The sequence below is a fragment of the Gibbsiella dentisursi genome (genome assembly GCF_039539505.1).
Taxonomy (GTDB): domain Bacteria; phylum Pseudomonadota; class Gammaproteobacteria; order Enterobacterales; family Enterobacteriaceae; genus Gibbsiella; species Gibbsiella quercinecans.
The window spans coordinates 551,580-566,957 of sequence record NZ_BAABDG010000007.1 but is presented as its reverse complement, the minus strand read 5'-3'; the positions used below and the strand labels follow the sequence as shown (position 1 = coordinate 566,957).

8 protein-coding genes are annotated in these 15,378 nt (G+C 60.8%); 2 read left to right on the top strand and 6 right to left on the bottom strand.

Going from position 1 to position 15,378, the window contains the following annotated elements:
• Positions 1–7 precede the first annotated feature (7 nt).
• The 4 genes from mdtC to yegD form a co-directional block, all read right to left on the bottom strand.
• Positions 8–3,088 (bottom strand): multidrug efflux RND transporter permease subunit MdtC, encoded by a 3,081-nt coding sequence (mdtC, locus tag ABFX35_RS16780; RefSeq protein ID WP_346082233.1) that lies wholly within the window; start codon positions 3,086–3,088, stop codon positions 8–10.
• Complete coding sequence (locus tag ABFX35_RS16775) at positions 3,085–6,204, bottom strand: MdtB/MuxB family multidrug efflux RND transporter permease subunit (RefSeq protein ID WP_346082232.1); 3,120 nt, start codon at positions 6,202–6,204, stop codon at positions 3,085–3,087. Before ABFX35_RS16775 ends, mdtC begins: the two co-directional genes overlap by 4 nt.
• Positions 6,204–7,442 (bottom strand): MdtA/MuxA family multidrug efflux RND transporter periplasmic adaptor subunit, encoded by a 1,239-nt coding sequence (locus ABFX35_RS16770; protein WP_346082231.1) that lies wholly within the window; start codon positions 7,440–7,442, stop codon positions 6,204–6,206. Before ABFX35_RS16770 ends, ABFX35_RS16775 begins: the two co-directional genes overlap by 1 nt.
• Before the next feature lie 688 nt (positions 7,443–8,130).
• The gene (yegD, locus tag ABFX35_RS16765) at positions 8,131–9,483 is read right to left on the bottom strand and encodes a molecular chaperone (RefSeq protein ID WP_346082230.1); all 1,353 of its coding nucleotides are present in this window, start codon (positions 9,481–9,483) and stop codon (positions 8,131–8,133) included.
• A 170-nt stretch (positions 9,484–9,653) separates the two neighbouring features.
• Here yegD and alkA point away from each other — a divergent pair, with 170 nt between their 5' ends.
• Positions 9,654–11,156 (top strand): DNA-3-methyladenine glycosylase 2, encoded by a 1,503-nt coding sequence (gene alkA, locus ABFX35_RS16760; RefSeq protein WP_346082229.1) that lies wholly within the window; start codon positions 9,654–9,656, stop codon positions 11,154–11,156.
• Here the strand turns inward: alkA and mgtE are convergent.
• Together mgtE and ABFX35_RS16750 are read right to left on the bottom strand one after the other, a co-directional pair.
• Positions 11,119–12,552, bottom strand: coding sequence for a magnesium transporter (mgtE, locus tag ABFX35_RS16755; protein WP_095847743.1), 1,434 nt, complete (start codon positions 12,550–12,552; stop codon positions 11,119–11,121). The two genes, alkA and mgtE, sit on opposite strands and share 38 nt — an antisense overlap.
• Positions 12,553–12,669: 117 nt before the next feature.
• Positions 12,670–12,846 carry a YfgG family protein gene (locus tag ABFX35_RS16750; RefSeq protein WP_095847744.1) on the bottom strand — a complete coding sequence of 59 codons (177 nt, stop codon included), beginning with the start codon at positions 12,844–12,846 and terminating at the stop codon, positions 12,670–12,672.
• 289 nt (positions 12,847–13,135) lie between these two features.
• Here ABFX35_RS16750 and ABFX35_RS16745 point away from each other — a divergent pair, with 289 nt between their 5' ends.
• Positions 13,136–15,370 (top strand): EAL domain-containing protein, encoded by a 2,235-nt coding sequence (locus ABFX35_RS16745; protein ID WP_346082228.1) that lies wholly within the window; start codon positions 13,136–13,138, stop codon positions 15,368–15,370.
• Positions 15,371–15,378 lie beyond the last annotated feature (8 nt).

Here is a 15,378-nt window from a genome sequence, read left to right as displayed (position 1 = left end):
TCTTCGGTTATTTGCTCAGCGGAGCGAGTTTCTTACCATGACGAAATGCCATCTGCAAACGGTCAAAATACAAATACACGACCGGCGTGGTATACAGCGTCAATAATTGGCTCATCACCAGCCCGCCGGCGATGGTGATGCCGAGCGGCTGGCGCAGCTCGGCGCCGTCACCGCTGGCCAGCGCCAACGGCAGCGCGCCGAACAGCGCGGCCAGCGTGGTCATGATAATCGGCCGGAAACGCAGCAGACTGGCCTGAAAAATCGCCTCTCGGGCGGCCAGGCCGCCGTTGCGCTGCGCATCAAGGGCAAAATCCACCATCATGATGGCGTTCTTTTTCACAATGCCGATCAGCAACATAATGCCGATCAGCGCGATCATGCTGAACGGCGCGTTGAACCACATCAGCGCCAGCAGTGCGCCCATCCCGGCCGAAGGCAGAGTCGAAAGAATGGTCAGCGGATGAATATAGCTTTCATACAGCATGCCGAGCACGATATACACCGTGGCGATCGCCGCCGCAATCAAAAACACTTGCGACTGCAGCGTTTCCTGGAACACCTGCGCGGTGCCGGCAAAGGTGCCGCGCACGGTGGCCGGCACGCCGAGGGCGGTCATGGCGCGCTCCACGGCGGCGGTGGCGTCCGACAGGTTGCCGCCTTCCGGCAGGTTGAACGAAATGGTCGATGCCGCCGACAGCCCCTGGTGGTTGACCGACAACGGCGCGTTGGCCGGCCGCCACTGGGCGAAGTAGGAGAGCGGGATGGCTTTGCCTTCGTTGTTGATCACGAACATCTTATCCAGCGCGCTGATGTCCTGGGTGTAAGGCGGTGCCACTTCCATCACCACTTTGTACTGGTTGAGCGGCTGGTAAATGGTCGACACCTGGCGCTGGCCGAAGGCGTTGTTCAGCAGATTATTGGCGTCGGTGACCGAGATCCCCAACCGCGCCATGGTCTCGCGATCGTAAATTAAATCCATCTCTGAACCTTTATCCTGCTGATCGGAGTTCACATCCGCCAGTTCGGGCAGCGCGGCCAGCGCGGCGCGCACCTTCGGCTCCCATTCGCGCAGCGCGCTGAGATCGTCCGCCAGCAGCGTGTACTGGTAGCTGGCGTTGGACTGCCGGCCGCCGACGCGGATATCCTGCACCGGCATCAGGAACAGGCTGGCGCCCGGCTCCTGCGCCAGCTTGGCGCGCAGCCGGGCGATCACGTGCTGCGCGCTGTCATGGCGTTCTGTCAGCGGCTTGAGCGAGATAAACATCGAGCCGCTGTTGGTGCGTGAACCGCCGGTAAAACCGGTCACGCTGTCCACCGCCGGATCTTCACGCACAATCTTCATAAAGGCTTCCAGCTTGCCGCGCATCGCCTGGAAGGAAATGCTCTGGTCCGCCTGGATAAACCCGTTCAGGCGGCCGGTATCCTGCTCCGGGAACAGGGTTTTCGGGATGCTGACGTACAGCCAGACGTTGAGCGCCAGCGTGGCAATAAACAGCGCCAGCACCCAACTGGAGTGATCCAGCACCCAGTTGAGCGAACGGGCGTAGCCTTGCTGCACGGCGTTTAGCGCCCGCCCGAAACCGCGTGCGCGCCGCTGCGCGCGCGGCGGCTGGCGGCGCAGCAGATAGGCGCACATCATCGGCGTGAGAGTCAACGAGATCAGCAGTGAAATACCGACCGATGCCGACAGGGTAACGGCAAATTCGCGGAACAGCCGCCCCGGCAGGCCGCCCATAAACAGCAGCGGGATAAACACCGCCACCAGCGACACGCTCATGGACAGCACGGTAAAGCCCACTTCCCCCACGCCCTTCAGTGCGGCATGCATCGGCTTCATCCCGGCTTCGATATGGCGCGAGATGTTTTCCAGCACCACGATGGCGTCGTCCACCACAAAGCCGGTGGCGATGGTGAGCGCCATCAGCGACAGGTTATTCAGGCTGAAGCCGCACAAATACATGGCGGCAAAGGCCCCGATCAGCGATACCGGCACCGCAACCGCCGGGATCAGCGTTGCGCGCCCCGAGCGCAGGAAAATGAACACCACCAGGATCACCAGCCCAACGGCGATATACAGCGATCGTTCCACCTCCGCCAGCGAGGCGCGGATGGTGGTGGAGCGCTCCTGGGCGATATTCAACGTAATGGCCGCCGGGATATTGGCGCGCAGCGCCGGCAGTTCCGCGCGGATCCGATCCACGGTTTCGATGATGTTGGCTTCCGGCGCACGGCTGACCATTAACAGAATGGCGGGTTTGGCATCGGCCATCCCGGCGTTGCGCACGTCCTGTACGGCGTCCTTCACGTTGGCCACGTCGCTCAGCCGCACGGCGCCGCCCTGTTGGTAACGGATAATCAGCGGCTGGTAGTCGGCGGCAGTTTTCAGCTCGTCGTTGGTCTGGAGCTGCCAGCGCCGATCCGGGCCTTGCACCGCGCCTTGCGGGCGGCGCACGTTGGCATTGCCGATCGCCTCGCGCACGGCGTCAAGGGAGACGCCCTGGTTGAACAGGGCGCTAGGGTTCAGCTCCACGCGCACGGCCGGCAGTGAGCTGCCGCCGACCGAGACGTCGCCCACGCCTTCCATCTGGGCGATTTTCTGCGCCAGATGCGTTGAGGCGAAATCGTAAAGCTGGCCCTGGCTATAGGTATCCGAGGTCAATGTCAGGATCATGATCGGCGCGTCGGAAGGATTGACTTTGCGGTAGCTTGGCCGGTTGGGCATACCGGAGGGCAACAGGCTTTGCGCGGCGTTGATCGCCGCTTGCACGTCACGCGCCGCGCCGTTGATATTGCGATCGAGATCGAACTGTAAAATCACCCGCGTGCTGCCAAGCGAGCTCATGGATGTCATCTCATTAACGCCGGCGATACGGCCCAGCGCTCGTTCCAGCGGCATGGCGACCGATGACGCCATGGTCTCGGGTGAAGCGCCGGGCAGTGAGGCGCTGATCGAGATCACCGGGTAATCCACCTGCGGCAGCGGAGAAACCGGCAGCATCTTGAAGCCGACGATGCCGGCGATGGTGATTGCCAGCGTCAGCAGGGTGGTGGCGACCGGCCGGTTGATGAACAGCGCGAAGAATCTCACGGCAGCTCCTGCGGATCCGGCTGGCGGTGCGTGTTGCGCGCCAGTTTGTCAAACAGCAGGTAGATCACCGGCGTGGTGAACAGCGTCAGCACCTGGCTCACGGCCAGCCCGCCGACCATACAGATGCCGAGCGGGCGGCGCAGCTCCGCGCCTACGCCCTGGCTGAGCATCAGCGGCAGCGCGCCCAACAGCGCCGCCATGGTGGTCATTAAAATCGGCCGGAAACGCAGCAGGCAGGCCTGATAAATGGCGTCGTACGGCGACAGGCCCTGTTCACGCTCGGCGGCCAGCGCAAAGTCGATCATCATGATAGCGTTTTTCTTGACGATGCCGATCAGCAAAATCAGCCCGATAATGGCAATGACGTCCAGCTCGCTGCCGGCCACCATCAGCGCCAGCAACGCGCCCACGCCGGCGGTCGGCAGGGTGGAAAGAATGGTCACCGGGTGAATAAAGCTTTCATACAGCACGCCGAGCACGATGTACATCGCCACCACCGCCGCCAGAATCAGCCACAGCGTGCTGCCCAACGCGGCCTGGAACGCCAGCGATGCGCCCTGGAAGCGGGTGGTGATGTCGTCCGGCATCGCCAGGTTTTTCTCCGCCAGGGTCACCGCATCGATCGCTTCCCCCAGCGCGTAGCCGCTTGCCACGTTGAACGAGATGGTGGCCGAAGGGAACTGATCCAGGTGGTTGATGGACAGCGGGCCGAAGCGCTCTTCCACTTTGGCGATAGTGTTGAGCGGCACGATGGTGCCGTTGCTGCTGGTCAGGCGGATTTCATCGAGCGCCGCCAGCCCCGGCGTATGCTGCACATCGTGCTCGAGCACTACGCGGTATTGGTTGGCCTGGGTGTAGATGGTGGAAATCAAACGCTGGCCAAAAGCGTTATACAGCGCGTTGTCTACATCGCTCATGGTTATGCCAAGGCGAGCGGCCTGATCGCGATCGACGTTAATAAACGCCACTGGCCCTTCGGCCTGCCAGTCGCTGGTGACGTCGGCCAACTGCGGCGCCTTGCGTAACTCATCCAGCAGTTGTGGCACCCACAGATCCAACGCTTCCAGCGATATCGCCTGCAGCGTGAACTGGTACTGGGTGCGGCTGACCTGGGTATCGATGGTCAGATCCTGCGCGGGCTGCAGGAACAGCCGCACGCCGGGGAACTGCGCCGCCGCCTGCTGCAGGCGGGCGATAATCGCCGGCGAGCGCTCACTGCGTTCGCTTAGCGGCTTCAGGTTGATTTGCAGCCGGCCGCTGTTGAGCGTGGCGTTGCTGCCGTCAACGCCGACGAATGACGTCAGGCTTTCCACCGCCGGGTCTTGCAAAATCACCGCCGCCACTTGCTGCTGGCGCGCGGCCATATTGCTGAACGACACGCTTTGCGGCGCTTCCAGCGTGCCCTGGATAATGCCGTTGTCCTGCACCGGGAAGAAGCCTTTGGGGATCAGCAGGTAAAGCACTACCGTGAGTGCCAGGGTGCCGAACGCCACGCTGAGCGTCAGCCACGGGTGGTTCAACACCTTTTTCAGCCAGATGCCGTAGTGGGCGATCACTCGCTCAAAAAAGCGTTCGCTGGCGCGTGAAAAACGGTTCTGCTTGCGCAGCGATTCATAGCTAAGCATGCGTGCGTACATCATGGGCGTTAGCGTCAGCGACACTACGGCGGAGATCAAAATCGCCACTGCCAGCGTGACGGCGAATTCGCGGAACAGCCGGCCGACGATGTCGCCCATAAACAGCAGCGGGATCAGCACCGCCACCAGCGAGATGGTCAGCGAAATAATGGTAAAGCCGATTTCACCGGCGCCCTTGAGCGCCGCGGTGAGCGGTTTTTCTCCCTTTTCGATATAGCGCGAGATATTTTCAATCACCACGATGGCGTCATCCACCACAAAGCCGGCGGCGATGGTCAGCGCCATCAGCGTCAGGTTGTTGATGGAGAAGCCCAGGAAATACATGGCGGCGAAGGTGCCGACCAGCGACAGCGGCACCGCCACGCTGGGGATGAGAGTGGCCGGCACGTTACGCAGGAACACATACATCACCATCACCACCAACGCGATGGCCAGCACCAGCTCAAACTGCACATCGCTGACGGAGGCGCGGATAGTGGTGGTGCGGTCGGTCAGGATCTGCATATCCACCGATTTGGGCAGGCTTTTCACCAGCGCCGGCAACATGGCGCGGATGCTGTCGGTGGTGGTGATGACGTTGGCGCCCGGCTGGCGCTGGATATTAATCACGATCGCCTGCTGCTTGTTGGCCCAGGCGGCAAGGTAGGTGTTCTCGGCCCCCTGTTCGATGGTGGCGACGTCCCGGAGGCGAACCGGCGCGCCATTCTGGTAGGCGACGATCAGCGTACGGTAGTCTTCGGCCGATTTCATTTGATCGTTGGCCGCCAGCGTGACGGCGCGGGTGGGGCCGTCAAGGCTGCCTTTGGCGGCGTTGACGTTGGCGTTGCTGATGGCGGCGCGCACTGTCTCGCTGTCCAGGCCATAGGCCGCCAGCGCCTGTGCATTGAGTTTCACGCGCACCGCCGGGCGTTGGCCGCCGGACAGCGTCACCAGCCCCACGCCGCCCACCTGCGAGATTTTCTGCGCCACGCGGGTTTCCACCATGTCTTCCACCTGGGTCATCGGCATGGCGCTGGTGGTGACCGCCAGCGTCATGATCGGCGGATCGGCCGGGTTGACCTTGCTGTACACCGGCGGGTAGGGCAGATCGGAAGGCAGCAGGTTGGTGGCGGAGTTGATCGCCGCCTGCACCTCCTGTTCAGCGACATCCAGCGGCAGCGACAGTTGGAATTGCAGGGTGACCACCGAAGCCCCGCCGGAACTTTGCGACGCCATTTGCTTCAGGCCGGACATTTGGCCGAACTGGCGCTCCAGCGGCGCGGTAATGGCCGACGTAACCACATCGGGGCTGGCGCCGGGATAGAGCGTCACCACCTGAATGGTGGGGTAATCCACTTCCGGCAGCGCCGACACCGGCAGGGCGCGGTAGCCCATAATCCCGGCCAGCAGGATCGCCACCATCAGCAGCGTGGTGGCGACCGGGCGCAGGATAAACAGGCGGGAAGGGCCGCCGCTGGCGTTTGGGGGCTGCGGTTGCATCAGGACTTCCTCGCGGCGGGTTGCCGGTGTGCGGCCTCTGCTGCGGTTTTCTCCTGCGGCGCCAGCACTTCAACCTGAAGACCTTCGCTTAGGCGATCAACGCCGTCGGTCACCACGCGATCGCCCGCGCTCAGCCCGGCGCTGATCACCACCTGCTGGTTGCTTTGCATACCGGCGGTGACGCTGCGCCTACTGACCTTGTTTTCATCGTTCAGTATCCAGACAAAGCGCCCGTCGTTAGCCATTTGCAGTGCGGCGACCGGAATAACCACTGCGTCGTGCAGGGTGTCGACCTTCAGGCGGGCGTTGACGAACTGGTTGGGGAACAGCACATCGTCATCGTTGGCGAAGCGGGCTTTCATTTTGATGGTGCCGGTGGTGGTATCGATCTGGTTATCCAGGCTAAGCAATGTGCCGTTCGCCAGCTTTTGCTGGTTGGTGCGATCCCAGGCTTCCACGCTCACCGGCCCGCTTTTTTGTGCCTGGATCAGTTCGCCAATGTTGCTCTCCGGCAGAGTGAACACCACATCGATCGGGTGGGTCTGGGTGATCACCACGATGCCGGTGGCGGCGCCGCTGGTGATGTAGTTGCCGACGTCAACCTGTTTGAGGCCGACGCGGCCGTCAATCGGGGCGGTAATGCGGCTGTAGGTCAGTTGCAGCCTGGCGCTGTCCACTGCGCCCTGATCGGCCTTGATGGTGCCTTCGCTCTGGCGCACCAGCGAAAGCTGGGCATCCAGTTCCTGGCGGGAGACCAGATTGGTCTTGGCCAGTTGCTGGTAACGCGCCAGATCCTGTTTGGCATTGGCCAGAGTGGCCTGATCTTTCGCCAACTGGCCCTGCGCCTGGGTCAGTTGCACTTCAAACGGCCGCGGATCGATTTCCGCCAGCAGATCGCCGGCCTTGACCTGCTGCCCTTCGGTGAAGTGGAGCGCCATCAACTGGCCGTCAACGCGGCTGGTGACGGTCACCGTGTTGGCGGCGGTGGCGGTGCCCAGCCCGGAAAGATAGCGCGGCACGGTCTGCAGGATCGCGCTGGCGGCCTGTACCGGCGCCATAGGCGCACCGCGGTGCCGACCGGTTGAACCCGCATTGCCGGCCGCGTGGCGCGTGCCGCTGGCGCCAGCGATGGGTTGCGGCGTGCTGAAGTGGCGCCACAGCAGAACGGCGGCAATCGCCACGATCGCCACGGCCAGCAGGCGCAATATCAGTGAATGACGTTTGGGGGTTGCATTCATGACGACGAAAATCTCTCCAAAGGCGGGCATGCACGCAATATCGCGCACGCTAATCAAATGAGGCATCAACAACAGTGATACTTGAATGATCACTTATTGTATTGTGGCTAGTGGTTTTTTTTGTTGCCTGGTTATTACTTTTTTTCCTTTTTCCCTCACCCTAACCCTCTCCCAGAGGGAGAGGGGATCGCCCGGCGTTGCGTTTGCATTTCGTCTCCCAGCGGGAGAGGGGATCACCCGGCGCTGCGTTTGCGTTTCGTCTCCCAGCGGGAGAGGGGATCGCCCGGCGCTGCGTTTGCGTTTCGTCTCCCAGCGGGAGAGGGAACCGCCCGGCGCTGTGTTTGCATTTCGTCTCCCAGCGGGAGAGGGAACCGCCCGGCGTTGCGTTTGCATTTCGTCTCCCAGAGGGAGAGGGGATCGCCCGGCGCTGTGTTTGCGTTTCGTCTCCCAGCGGGAGAGGGAACCGTTCGGTGCAGCGGTGGCGTTTCCTTCGCTCGGGATTACATTTACGCCCCCTCTCCCTCTGGGAGAGGGCCGGGGTGAGGGCGTGGAACGCTAGTCTAGCGGGCTATCACTGCATAAAGATGAAGGAAATATGGAAACCATGTCAGGTTTTGTTGGCGGATCAAGTCATGCCGATGAGGGGCATTTTGCCAGGGCGCAGCGGCCTGCGCCCTAGTGGAACAACTTAGCGGAACAGCGTCTGCGCCCAGCGGGCCAGCCCGGCGGTAACCGAGCCAAAGTCGTTGCCGCCAATCAGAGGAATGCCCGGCAGTTGCTGTTGCAGCGCGGCGCGCAGCAGCGGGGAGCGGGCGCTGCCGCCGGTCAGGTAGATCACCTGCGGCGTGGCCTGGCCGCCGGCCAATGCCGCCGTTACCTGTTCCTGAATACGCTGCAACGGTTGCGAGATCGCTTCCGCCAACTGCGCCTGGGTGACGGTTTCGCTTAGCGCCTGCTGTACGAACGCCAGCGGCACCTGGGTTTGCGCTTCAGCCGAGAGCGCGATTTTGCTCTCTTCCGCGGCGCGCACCAGCCGGTAGCTTAGCCGCTGCTGGTAAACCTTCAGCAGACGCTGCACTTTTTCCGGTTCGGCAGCGTCGCGGATCAGATCGCGCAGCAGGCGGCCGTTGGCGGTGCTATAGAAATCATTTTGCGCCGGAACGTCGTTGGTCGCCACGGCGTTCCAGTAGGGCAGCGCCGGCAGGGCGATGCCTTTCTCCGTCTCGCTGCCCAGGCCAAACAGCGGCATTAGTTGCCTGAACGCCAGCATAATGTCCAGATCGTTACCGCCAATGCGGCAGCCGCTGTGCCCCAGCAGGCTTTGCTGGCGGTCGGCCCGGCCGCGCCACTGCGGGCCCATCAGCAGCAATGAACAGTCGGTGGTGCCGCCGCCGATATCCACGACCAACACCGTTTTCTCTTCGTTCAGGGTGGCTTCAAAATCCAGCCCGGCGGCCACCGGCTCAAACTGGAAGGCAATCTCCTTGAAACCGGCGCGCTCGGCAGCGCGCTGCAAAATGCCCTGCGCCTGTTGGTTGGCGTCTTCACCGCCCATGCCCTGGAAGTTGATCGGCCGGCCGATCACTGCCTGGCTGATGCTGTGCTGTAGCACGCTTTCCGCCTGGCGTTTGATGTGGAACATCATGGCGCACACCAGATCTTCAAACAGGGCGATTTGCTGTGGCTTCAGGCCATTGGCGCCGAGAAAAGATTTCGGTGAGCGGACAAAATAGACCTCTTCCGGGTCTTCCATGTAATGCGCCAGCGCCTGCAGGCCGAACAGTACGCTGTCGCCGTTGACCGGGATATCTTCTTCGCGGTTGTAGTTGATGGCGCGGCGCAGCAGCATTTGGTTTTCATCGCTGCCGGTCGGCACTTGCCAGTGGCGGTGCAGGCACTCACTGACGGCTTCACGCGTGGGTGCGCACAGCATTGAAGGCAGATAGGGCCCGTTGTTTTCCAATGCCAGTAATTCGGGGCTATCCCCTTGCATCACGGCGACGGAACAGTTGGCCGTTCCGTAGTCAAATCCGATAAACATAATCTTTTCCGTTGTTCCCCATGCCAATGAAGGGGGGCGACTTTACCCGAGACGGCGAGGCTGGGCAACGTGCGGCGTTAAATTTTGCCGCTTGCAGCTACGGGTCCGAATCTCGCGAGCCGCCGGCCGCCAGCGATCTATAATGAGAAAAAACAGGCCAGTGGGTTGCCATGAATTCTCCTCAGCACGGGTTATATGCGGCGTTATGCGCGCGCGATCGCAAGTTCGACGGGCGGTTTTTCGTCGGCGTTTCTTCAACCGGCATCTATTGCCGGCCGGTATGCAGCGCCCGCACGCCTAAGCAGGAAAACTGCAGCTTTTATCCCAGCGCGGCGGCGGCCGAGCTTGCCGGCTTTCGCCCCTGCCTGAAATGCCGGCCCGAGTTGGCGCCGGGCCTGGCGCCGATCGATCTGGGCAACCGTTATGCGCAGGTGGCGGTGCAACTGATTGAACAGGGCTACCTTTCCGAGCACAGTTGCGAGCAATTGGCGGCGCGGCTGGGAGTTTCCGGCCGCCACCTGCGGCGTATCTTCGCCGATCAGTTCGGCGCGTCGCCGGTGGACTATGCCCAGTCTCACCGCCTGTTGCAGGCCAAGCGCCTGCTGATGGATACCGATCTGCCGTTGAGCGAGGTGGCCTATGCCGCCGGTTTTGGCAGCCTGCGCCGTTTTAACGAACTGTTCAAAGCCCGTTACCGGCTGATCCCTTCTGCGTTGCGCGATCGTCCGGCGCGCCAGGGAGCGGCGGAGCGTGGGCTGGTGTTTCGCCTGGGTTACCGCCCCCCTTACGATTGGCCGCGTATGCTGGCCTTCCTGGCTGCGCGTGCGGTGGACGGCGTTGAGGTGGTGCAGGGAGAGCGCTACCTGCGCTCCATCGCCATAAGACAAAAAGGCGAGGAATACGCCGGCTGGATCAGCGTGCAGCCCGAGCCGGCGCGCAACCAGGTGCGCGTTGAGATAGCGCCGGCGCTAAGCCGGGTGACCACGGAGGTATTATGCGCGGTACGCCGGCTGTTTGATCTGGATGCTTCTCCCGATCGCATTGCCGCCGGGCTGGGGGATCTGGCGGCGGGGGCGGCGGGGCTGCGCCTGCCGGGCTGCGTCAACAGTTTTGAACAGGCGGTGCGCGCCGTGCTGGGGCAATTGGTCAGCGTGCGGATGGCGGCGGTGCTGGCCGGGCGGGTAGCGGCGCATTGCGGCGGCGCACTGGCGCAACCGTATCAGGGCGTGAGCCATATATTCCCCGGCGCGCAGCGTGTGGCGCAGTTGCAGCCGGAAGATCTGCGCCCGTTGGGGATACCGTTGAAACGCGCCGCCGCGCTGATTGGCATGGCGAATGCGGTGGTTGATGGGCGGCTACAACTGGACAATGTGCTGGATATCGCCCAGGGCATTCGCAACCTGACCGCGTTGCCGGGGATTGGCGATTGGACCGCGAGCTATATCGCGATGCGCGCCTGGTCATGGCCAGACGTTTTCCTGGGCGGGGATTACCTGATTAAGCAGCGCTTTCCCGGTATGACGCCGCGGCAAATTGCGCGCTATGCCGAACGCTGGCAGCCGTGGCGTTCCTACGCCACGCTGCATCTGTGGCATAACGCGGCCTGGGTGGCCGAGGCCGCGCCGCCACCGGCCGTCAAAGCAGAAAAATCGTCGCCAGCCCGAGGAAAATAAAGAAGCCGCCGGTGTCGGTCAGCGCGGTGATCATCACGCTGGAGCCGACGGCCGGATCGCGCCCCAGTTTGACCATGGTCATCGGGATCACCACCCCCATCAGCGCGGCCACCAGCAGGTTGAGGATCATCGCCAGCGTCATCACGCCGCCCATGGCCCAGTCGTCATACAGCAGATAGGTGACGACCCCCATAATGCCGCCCCAGACGATGCCGTTGATCAGCGCCACGCCCAACTCTCTGAACATCAGGTGTGAAATATTGCCGCTTTCAATCCGGTGCAGGGCCAGCGCACGCACGATCATGGTGATGGTTTGGTTGCCGGTGTTGCCGCCGATGCCGGCGACGATGGGCATCAACGTCGCCAGCGCCACCAACTGCGAAATGGTGTGTTCAAACAGGCCGATAACGCGTGAGGCGATAAATGCGGTGCACAGGTTGATGGCCAGCCAGGTCCAGCGGGTTTTTACCGCTTTACTGACCGGTGCGAACACATCTTCCTCTGGGCTTAAGCCCCCCAGGCGGCGCAGGTTGGAGTCGCTTTCTTCGTTCACCGAGTCGATAATTTCTTCGATGGTCAGGCGCCCCATCAGTTTACCTTTGGCATCCACCACCGGCGCGCTGATCAAGTCATAGCGTTCGAACGCGCTGGCCGCGTCTTCAGCCTTATCCTCCGGCTGGAAAGTGGTGGGATCGCTGTCCATCACGTCTTTGACCAGAATATTCGGCTCATGCAGCAGCACCGTCGTCAACGGCAGCTCGCCCTTCAGACCGTTTTTGCGATCGGTGACGAACAGCTTATCGGTGGCCTCGGGGATGGTTTTACGCAGGCGCAGGAAGCGATGCACCGCGCCCAGCGTGACGTCCGGCCGCACGGTAACCAGCTCGAAATCCATCATCCAACCGACGGTTTCTTTGCCATAGTGCATCATCTCACGCACCTGGGCGCGCCGATCCGGCTCCAGTGAGGTGAGCAAGCGGCCCATCAGGTTGCGGGGCAGGTATTGCGCCAGATAGGCCTGTTCGTCGACGTCGAGGGTTTTGATCGCCTTGAGCAGGTCTTTATCGCTCATTTCTTCGATCAGGCTGTCCCATACCGGCTCGGCCACTTCCATCAGCGTGTGGCCGCGTTTGTTGACGCCCACCAGACGCCACAGCGCCAGGCGCTCATCCAGCGGCAATGCTTCCAGCAGGTCGGCCAGATCGGCGGCGTGCATGTCTTCCAGCAGCGAGGTAATCTCCGCCGTCTGATTGAGCAGTTCGCTTTTGCTTAATGTGTGCTCATCACTGGCCCGGCCAAGAATGCCGTCAACCAACTCATCGTTGTTTAATAGGATGGAAAGGATTCGCTGGCGGTGTTCCGCCACTTTTTTGACGTTATGTGTTGGGGCTAACATGGTATTCCTTAACGCTGATTTGGCCCTCATCCAGGGGCGCGGCCGCTCTTACAGCCTGGAGCATAGCCAGTGCTTGGGTCATTTTGATGAAAGTGGCGTAAAGCCTGCGCGGGGGATTCAGAGGTTCCCCTCTGAAGCATCATACTGTTCGCTGCTTTGCTGCAGCGGCGCGCGTTTTTTTTCCTGATGATGGGGCACCGCGACCACTGCGGCATACAGCAAGCGGCCGATTAAAATGATAAAGCTAACCAGCAACACGATTTTCGTCATTTGCCCCGTGGTTCTTTTTCGCATTTATAACCCCAGATATATTGCTTGGCCATTAATATTCATTGCATGAATAAGTCATGATCAACCGCCCCAATAATTCGAATCATAATCTTAATCGGCGATAACAAATAATGTCTATTCATTTCATGAATGCTTTGGCGGATGTTTAGACATTGTTTAGTCGTTATAGTGCTTGATATAGCAGATCATCGTGCAGATGGCCGCATGTTCTGCCATTATTGCCGGTGTTTGGCAACGCGCCGAACCAGGGTGTGTAATGAAATGAGTGACGCTTCAGTGGAAACTGTATTGCATGGATATTTTGCAACAATGGAATAAATTGCGTTATCGGTGGTGGGGGCAACCTATTATCAGCAGCCTGCTGATTATTCCGTTAGCCGGGTTACTTTCGCCGCGCCTGATGTTGCCAGAAGCCAAAATCTATTTGATTTATCTGCCGTTGGCGGTGTGTGTTTCTTTGCTTATGGTCTATGACTGGCTGGCGCTCCCGGGCATCGCGCTGGCGCTGTTCATTCGCTATGCCAGCCGCCTGGGGCTGGAGATGGGCCTGCTGGTGTTGCTGATTTATCTGTTTAGCCTGGGCATTTGCTGGTTGGGCTACCGCAGCCAGACACACCGCCATTGGTGCGCGCCGATTGACGATCTGCGTTTGGCAAAAACGCGTTTGATTTGGCTGGCGTTGCTGCCGCCGCTGTTTTTTATTCCCAGCCTGCAGCTTGCCATCGGCATGGGCTTTTTACCCGATGAGTTGGGCATGATCGGCGGCAATGCCAACTATCTGCGGGCGTTGATCAATTTTCAGGCGCTATTGCTCGGCGGTTTATCCGCCATGCCGTTGTTTTATTTTCTGCTGCGTATCGTCAGCAAGCCGCGCTTTGCCAAGGTGTTGTGGTGCCGGTTAGGCCACGAAGTGGCGCCCGGCGCGAAAAGAAGCGAGCTACAACTCTGGCTGCTGGTGCTGGCAGGGCTGGTGTTTATTCTGATCTACCGTGGGGGCGATTCCGCCAACCTGTTCCTTAGTGATTATAGCCTGACGCTGCTGCTGCCGGTGATGCTCTACGGCTCGCTGCGCTTTGGCTTTCGGTTGAACTGCATTATCTGGTCAAGCACTTTGCTGGTGCTGTTCTTTAACCATGCGGCGTTTGTGCCGCAGAACAACTTGCTGCACAACCTGGCCTTTATCTCTTCCATGATGGTGGCGTTCACCCTGAGCATTTTTTTAACCTCGGTGATCAATACCCGCCAGCGCATGGTGTATCAGAAAGCACAGGACGCCTCGCGCAAGGATCCGGTTATCGGCCTGCCGAATTTACGCGCGCTCAAGCGCGACCTGGCCAAAGCGCCGCGCTCAACGCTGTGTTTTTTGCGTGTGGCCGAGCTGGATATTCTCAGCCGCAACTACGGCATGCTGCTGCGCATTCGCTTTAAACAGCAGTTGGCGAAGGCATTGCTGTCGGTGCTGGAAAGCGGGGAAGGGGTGTATCACCTGCCCGGCTATGATCTGGTGCTGCGCCTGAACGGCTATGACGCTGAGCACAAGGTCGCGGCCGTCAGCGATCTGCTGGAGAAATACCGCCTGGTGTGGAATGGCCTGCCGATTCATCCGCCGATCGGCATCAGCTACTGCGGCATATGCGCGGACGTTGCGCATTTGCATGTGCTGTTGGGGGAATTAAGCTCGCTGGCGGAGATTTCCCTGACCAGCGGGCGCCCAGAGTGCTCCCATCGTGCGCAGCGCCAGGTGCAGGATACCCTCAAGCGTAAGGTGGCGCTGCTGCATTGGATCCAGGACGCGCTGGATAACGATCGCTTTGTGCTGATGGCGCAACCCATCGACGGCGTGCGTGGCGATCGCTACTACGAAGTGTTGCTGCGCATGCGCGATGATGAAGGGGCGCTGGTGCCGCCGAATGAATTCTTGCCGGTGGTGCATGAGTTCGGTTTGATCTACCGGCTGGATCTGTGGGTGCTGCAGCACACGCTGATGTTTATGCAGCAACATCGGGAGCAACTGCCCAGCATCCGTTTTTCCGTTAACCTGTCGCCGTTGTCGTTGTGCCGGCCGCTGTTGCTTCAGGAGGTGAGTAAACTGCTGCACCAGTATCAGATTGAGCCCTACCAACTGGTGCTGGAGGTGACCGAATCGCATCTGATGCAGGATCAGCAGTGTGCCGCCGCCGCGCTGCACGAGCTGCGGCAGTTGGGCTGCCATATCGCGCTGGATGATTTTGGCACCGGCTATGCCAGTTACGATCGCCTGAACGATCTGCAGGTGGATACGCTGAAGATTGACGGCAGCTTTATTCGCGACATGCTGACCAACCCGGTTAACTACCAGATTATTGCCTCTATCTGCAAGGTGGCGATGATGAAGCGCCTGACGATTGTGGCAGAATACGTTGAAACCGCAGAGCAGTATGAAGCGCTGAAGGCGCTGGGCGTTGACTATATGCAAGGATTTTTGCTGGGCAAGCCTGCGCCGCTGGAAACGCTGTTACCGGCCGCGGCGCTGCCCAGCCAGGATTAATGCCAGGC

What these genes read in the sequence shown, in the direction of transcription:
- ABFX35_RS16775 (WP_346082232.1), bottom strand. Translation starts at nt 6,204, where the DNA reads ATGCAACCGCAGCCCCCAAACGCCAGCGGCGGCCCTTCCCGCCTGTTT.
- yegD (WP_346082230.1), bottom strand. Translation starts at nt 9,483, where the DNA reads ATGTTTATCGGATTTGACTACGGAACGGCCAACTGTTCCGTCGCCGTG.
- ABFX35_RS16745 (WP_346082228.1), top strand. Translation starts at nt 13,136, where the DNA reads ATGGATATTTTGCAACAATGGAATAAATTGCGTTATCGGTGGTGGGGG.
- mgtE (WP_095847743.1), bottom strand. Translation starts at nt 12,552, where the DNA reads ATGTTAGCCCCAACACATAACGTCAAAAAAGTGGCGGAACACCGCCAG.
- ABFX35_RS16770 (WP_346082231.1), bottom strand. Translation starts at nt 7,442, where the DNA reads ATGAATGCAACCCCCAAACGTCATTCACTGATATTGCGCCTGCTGGCC.
- alkA (WP_346082229.1), top strand. Translation starts at nt 9,654, where the DNA reads ATGAATTCTCCTCAGCACGGGTTATATGCGGCGTTATGCGCGCGCGAT.
- ABFX35_RS16750 (WP_095847744.1), bottom strand. Translation starts at nt 12,846, where the DNA reads ATGCGAAAAAGAACCACGGGGCAAATGACGAAAATCGTGTTGCTGGTT.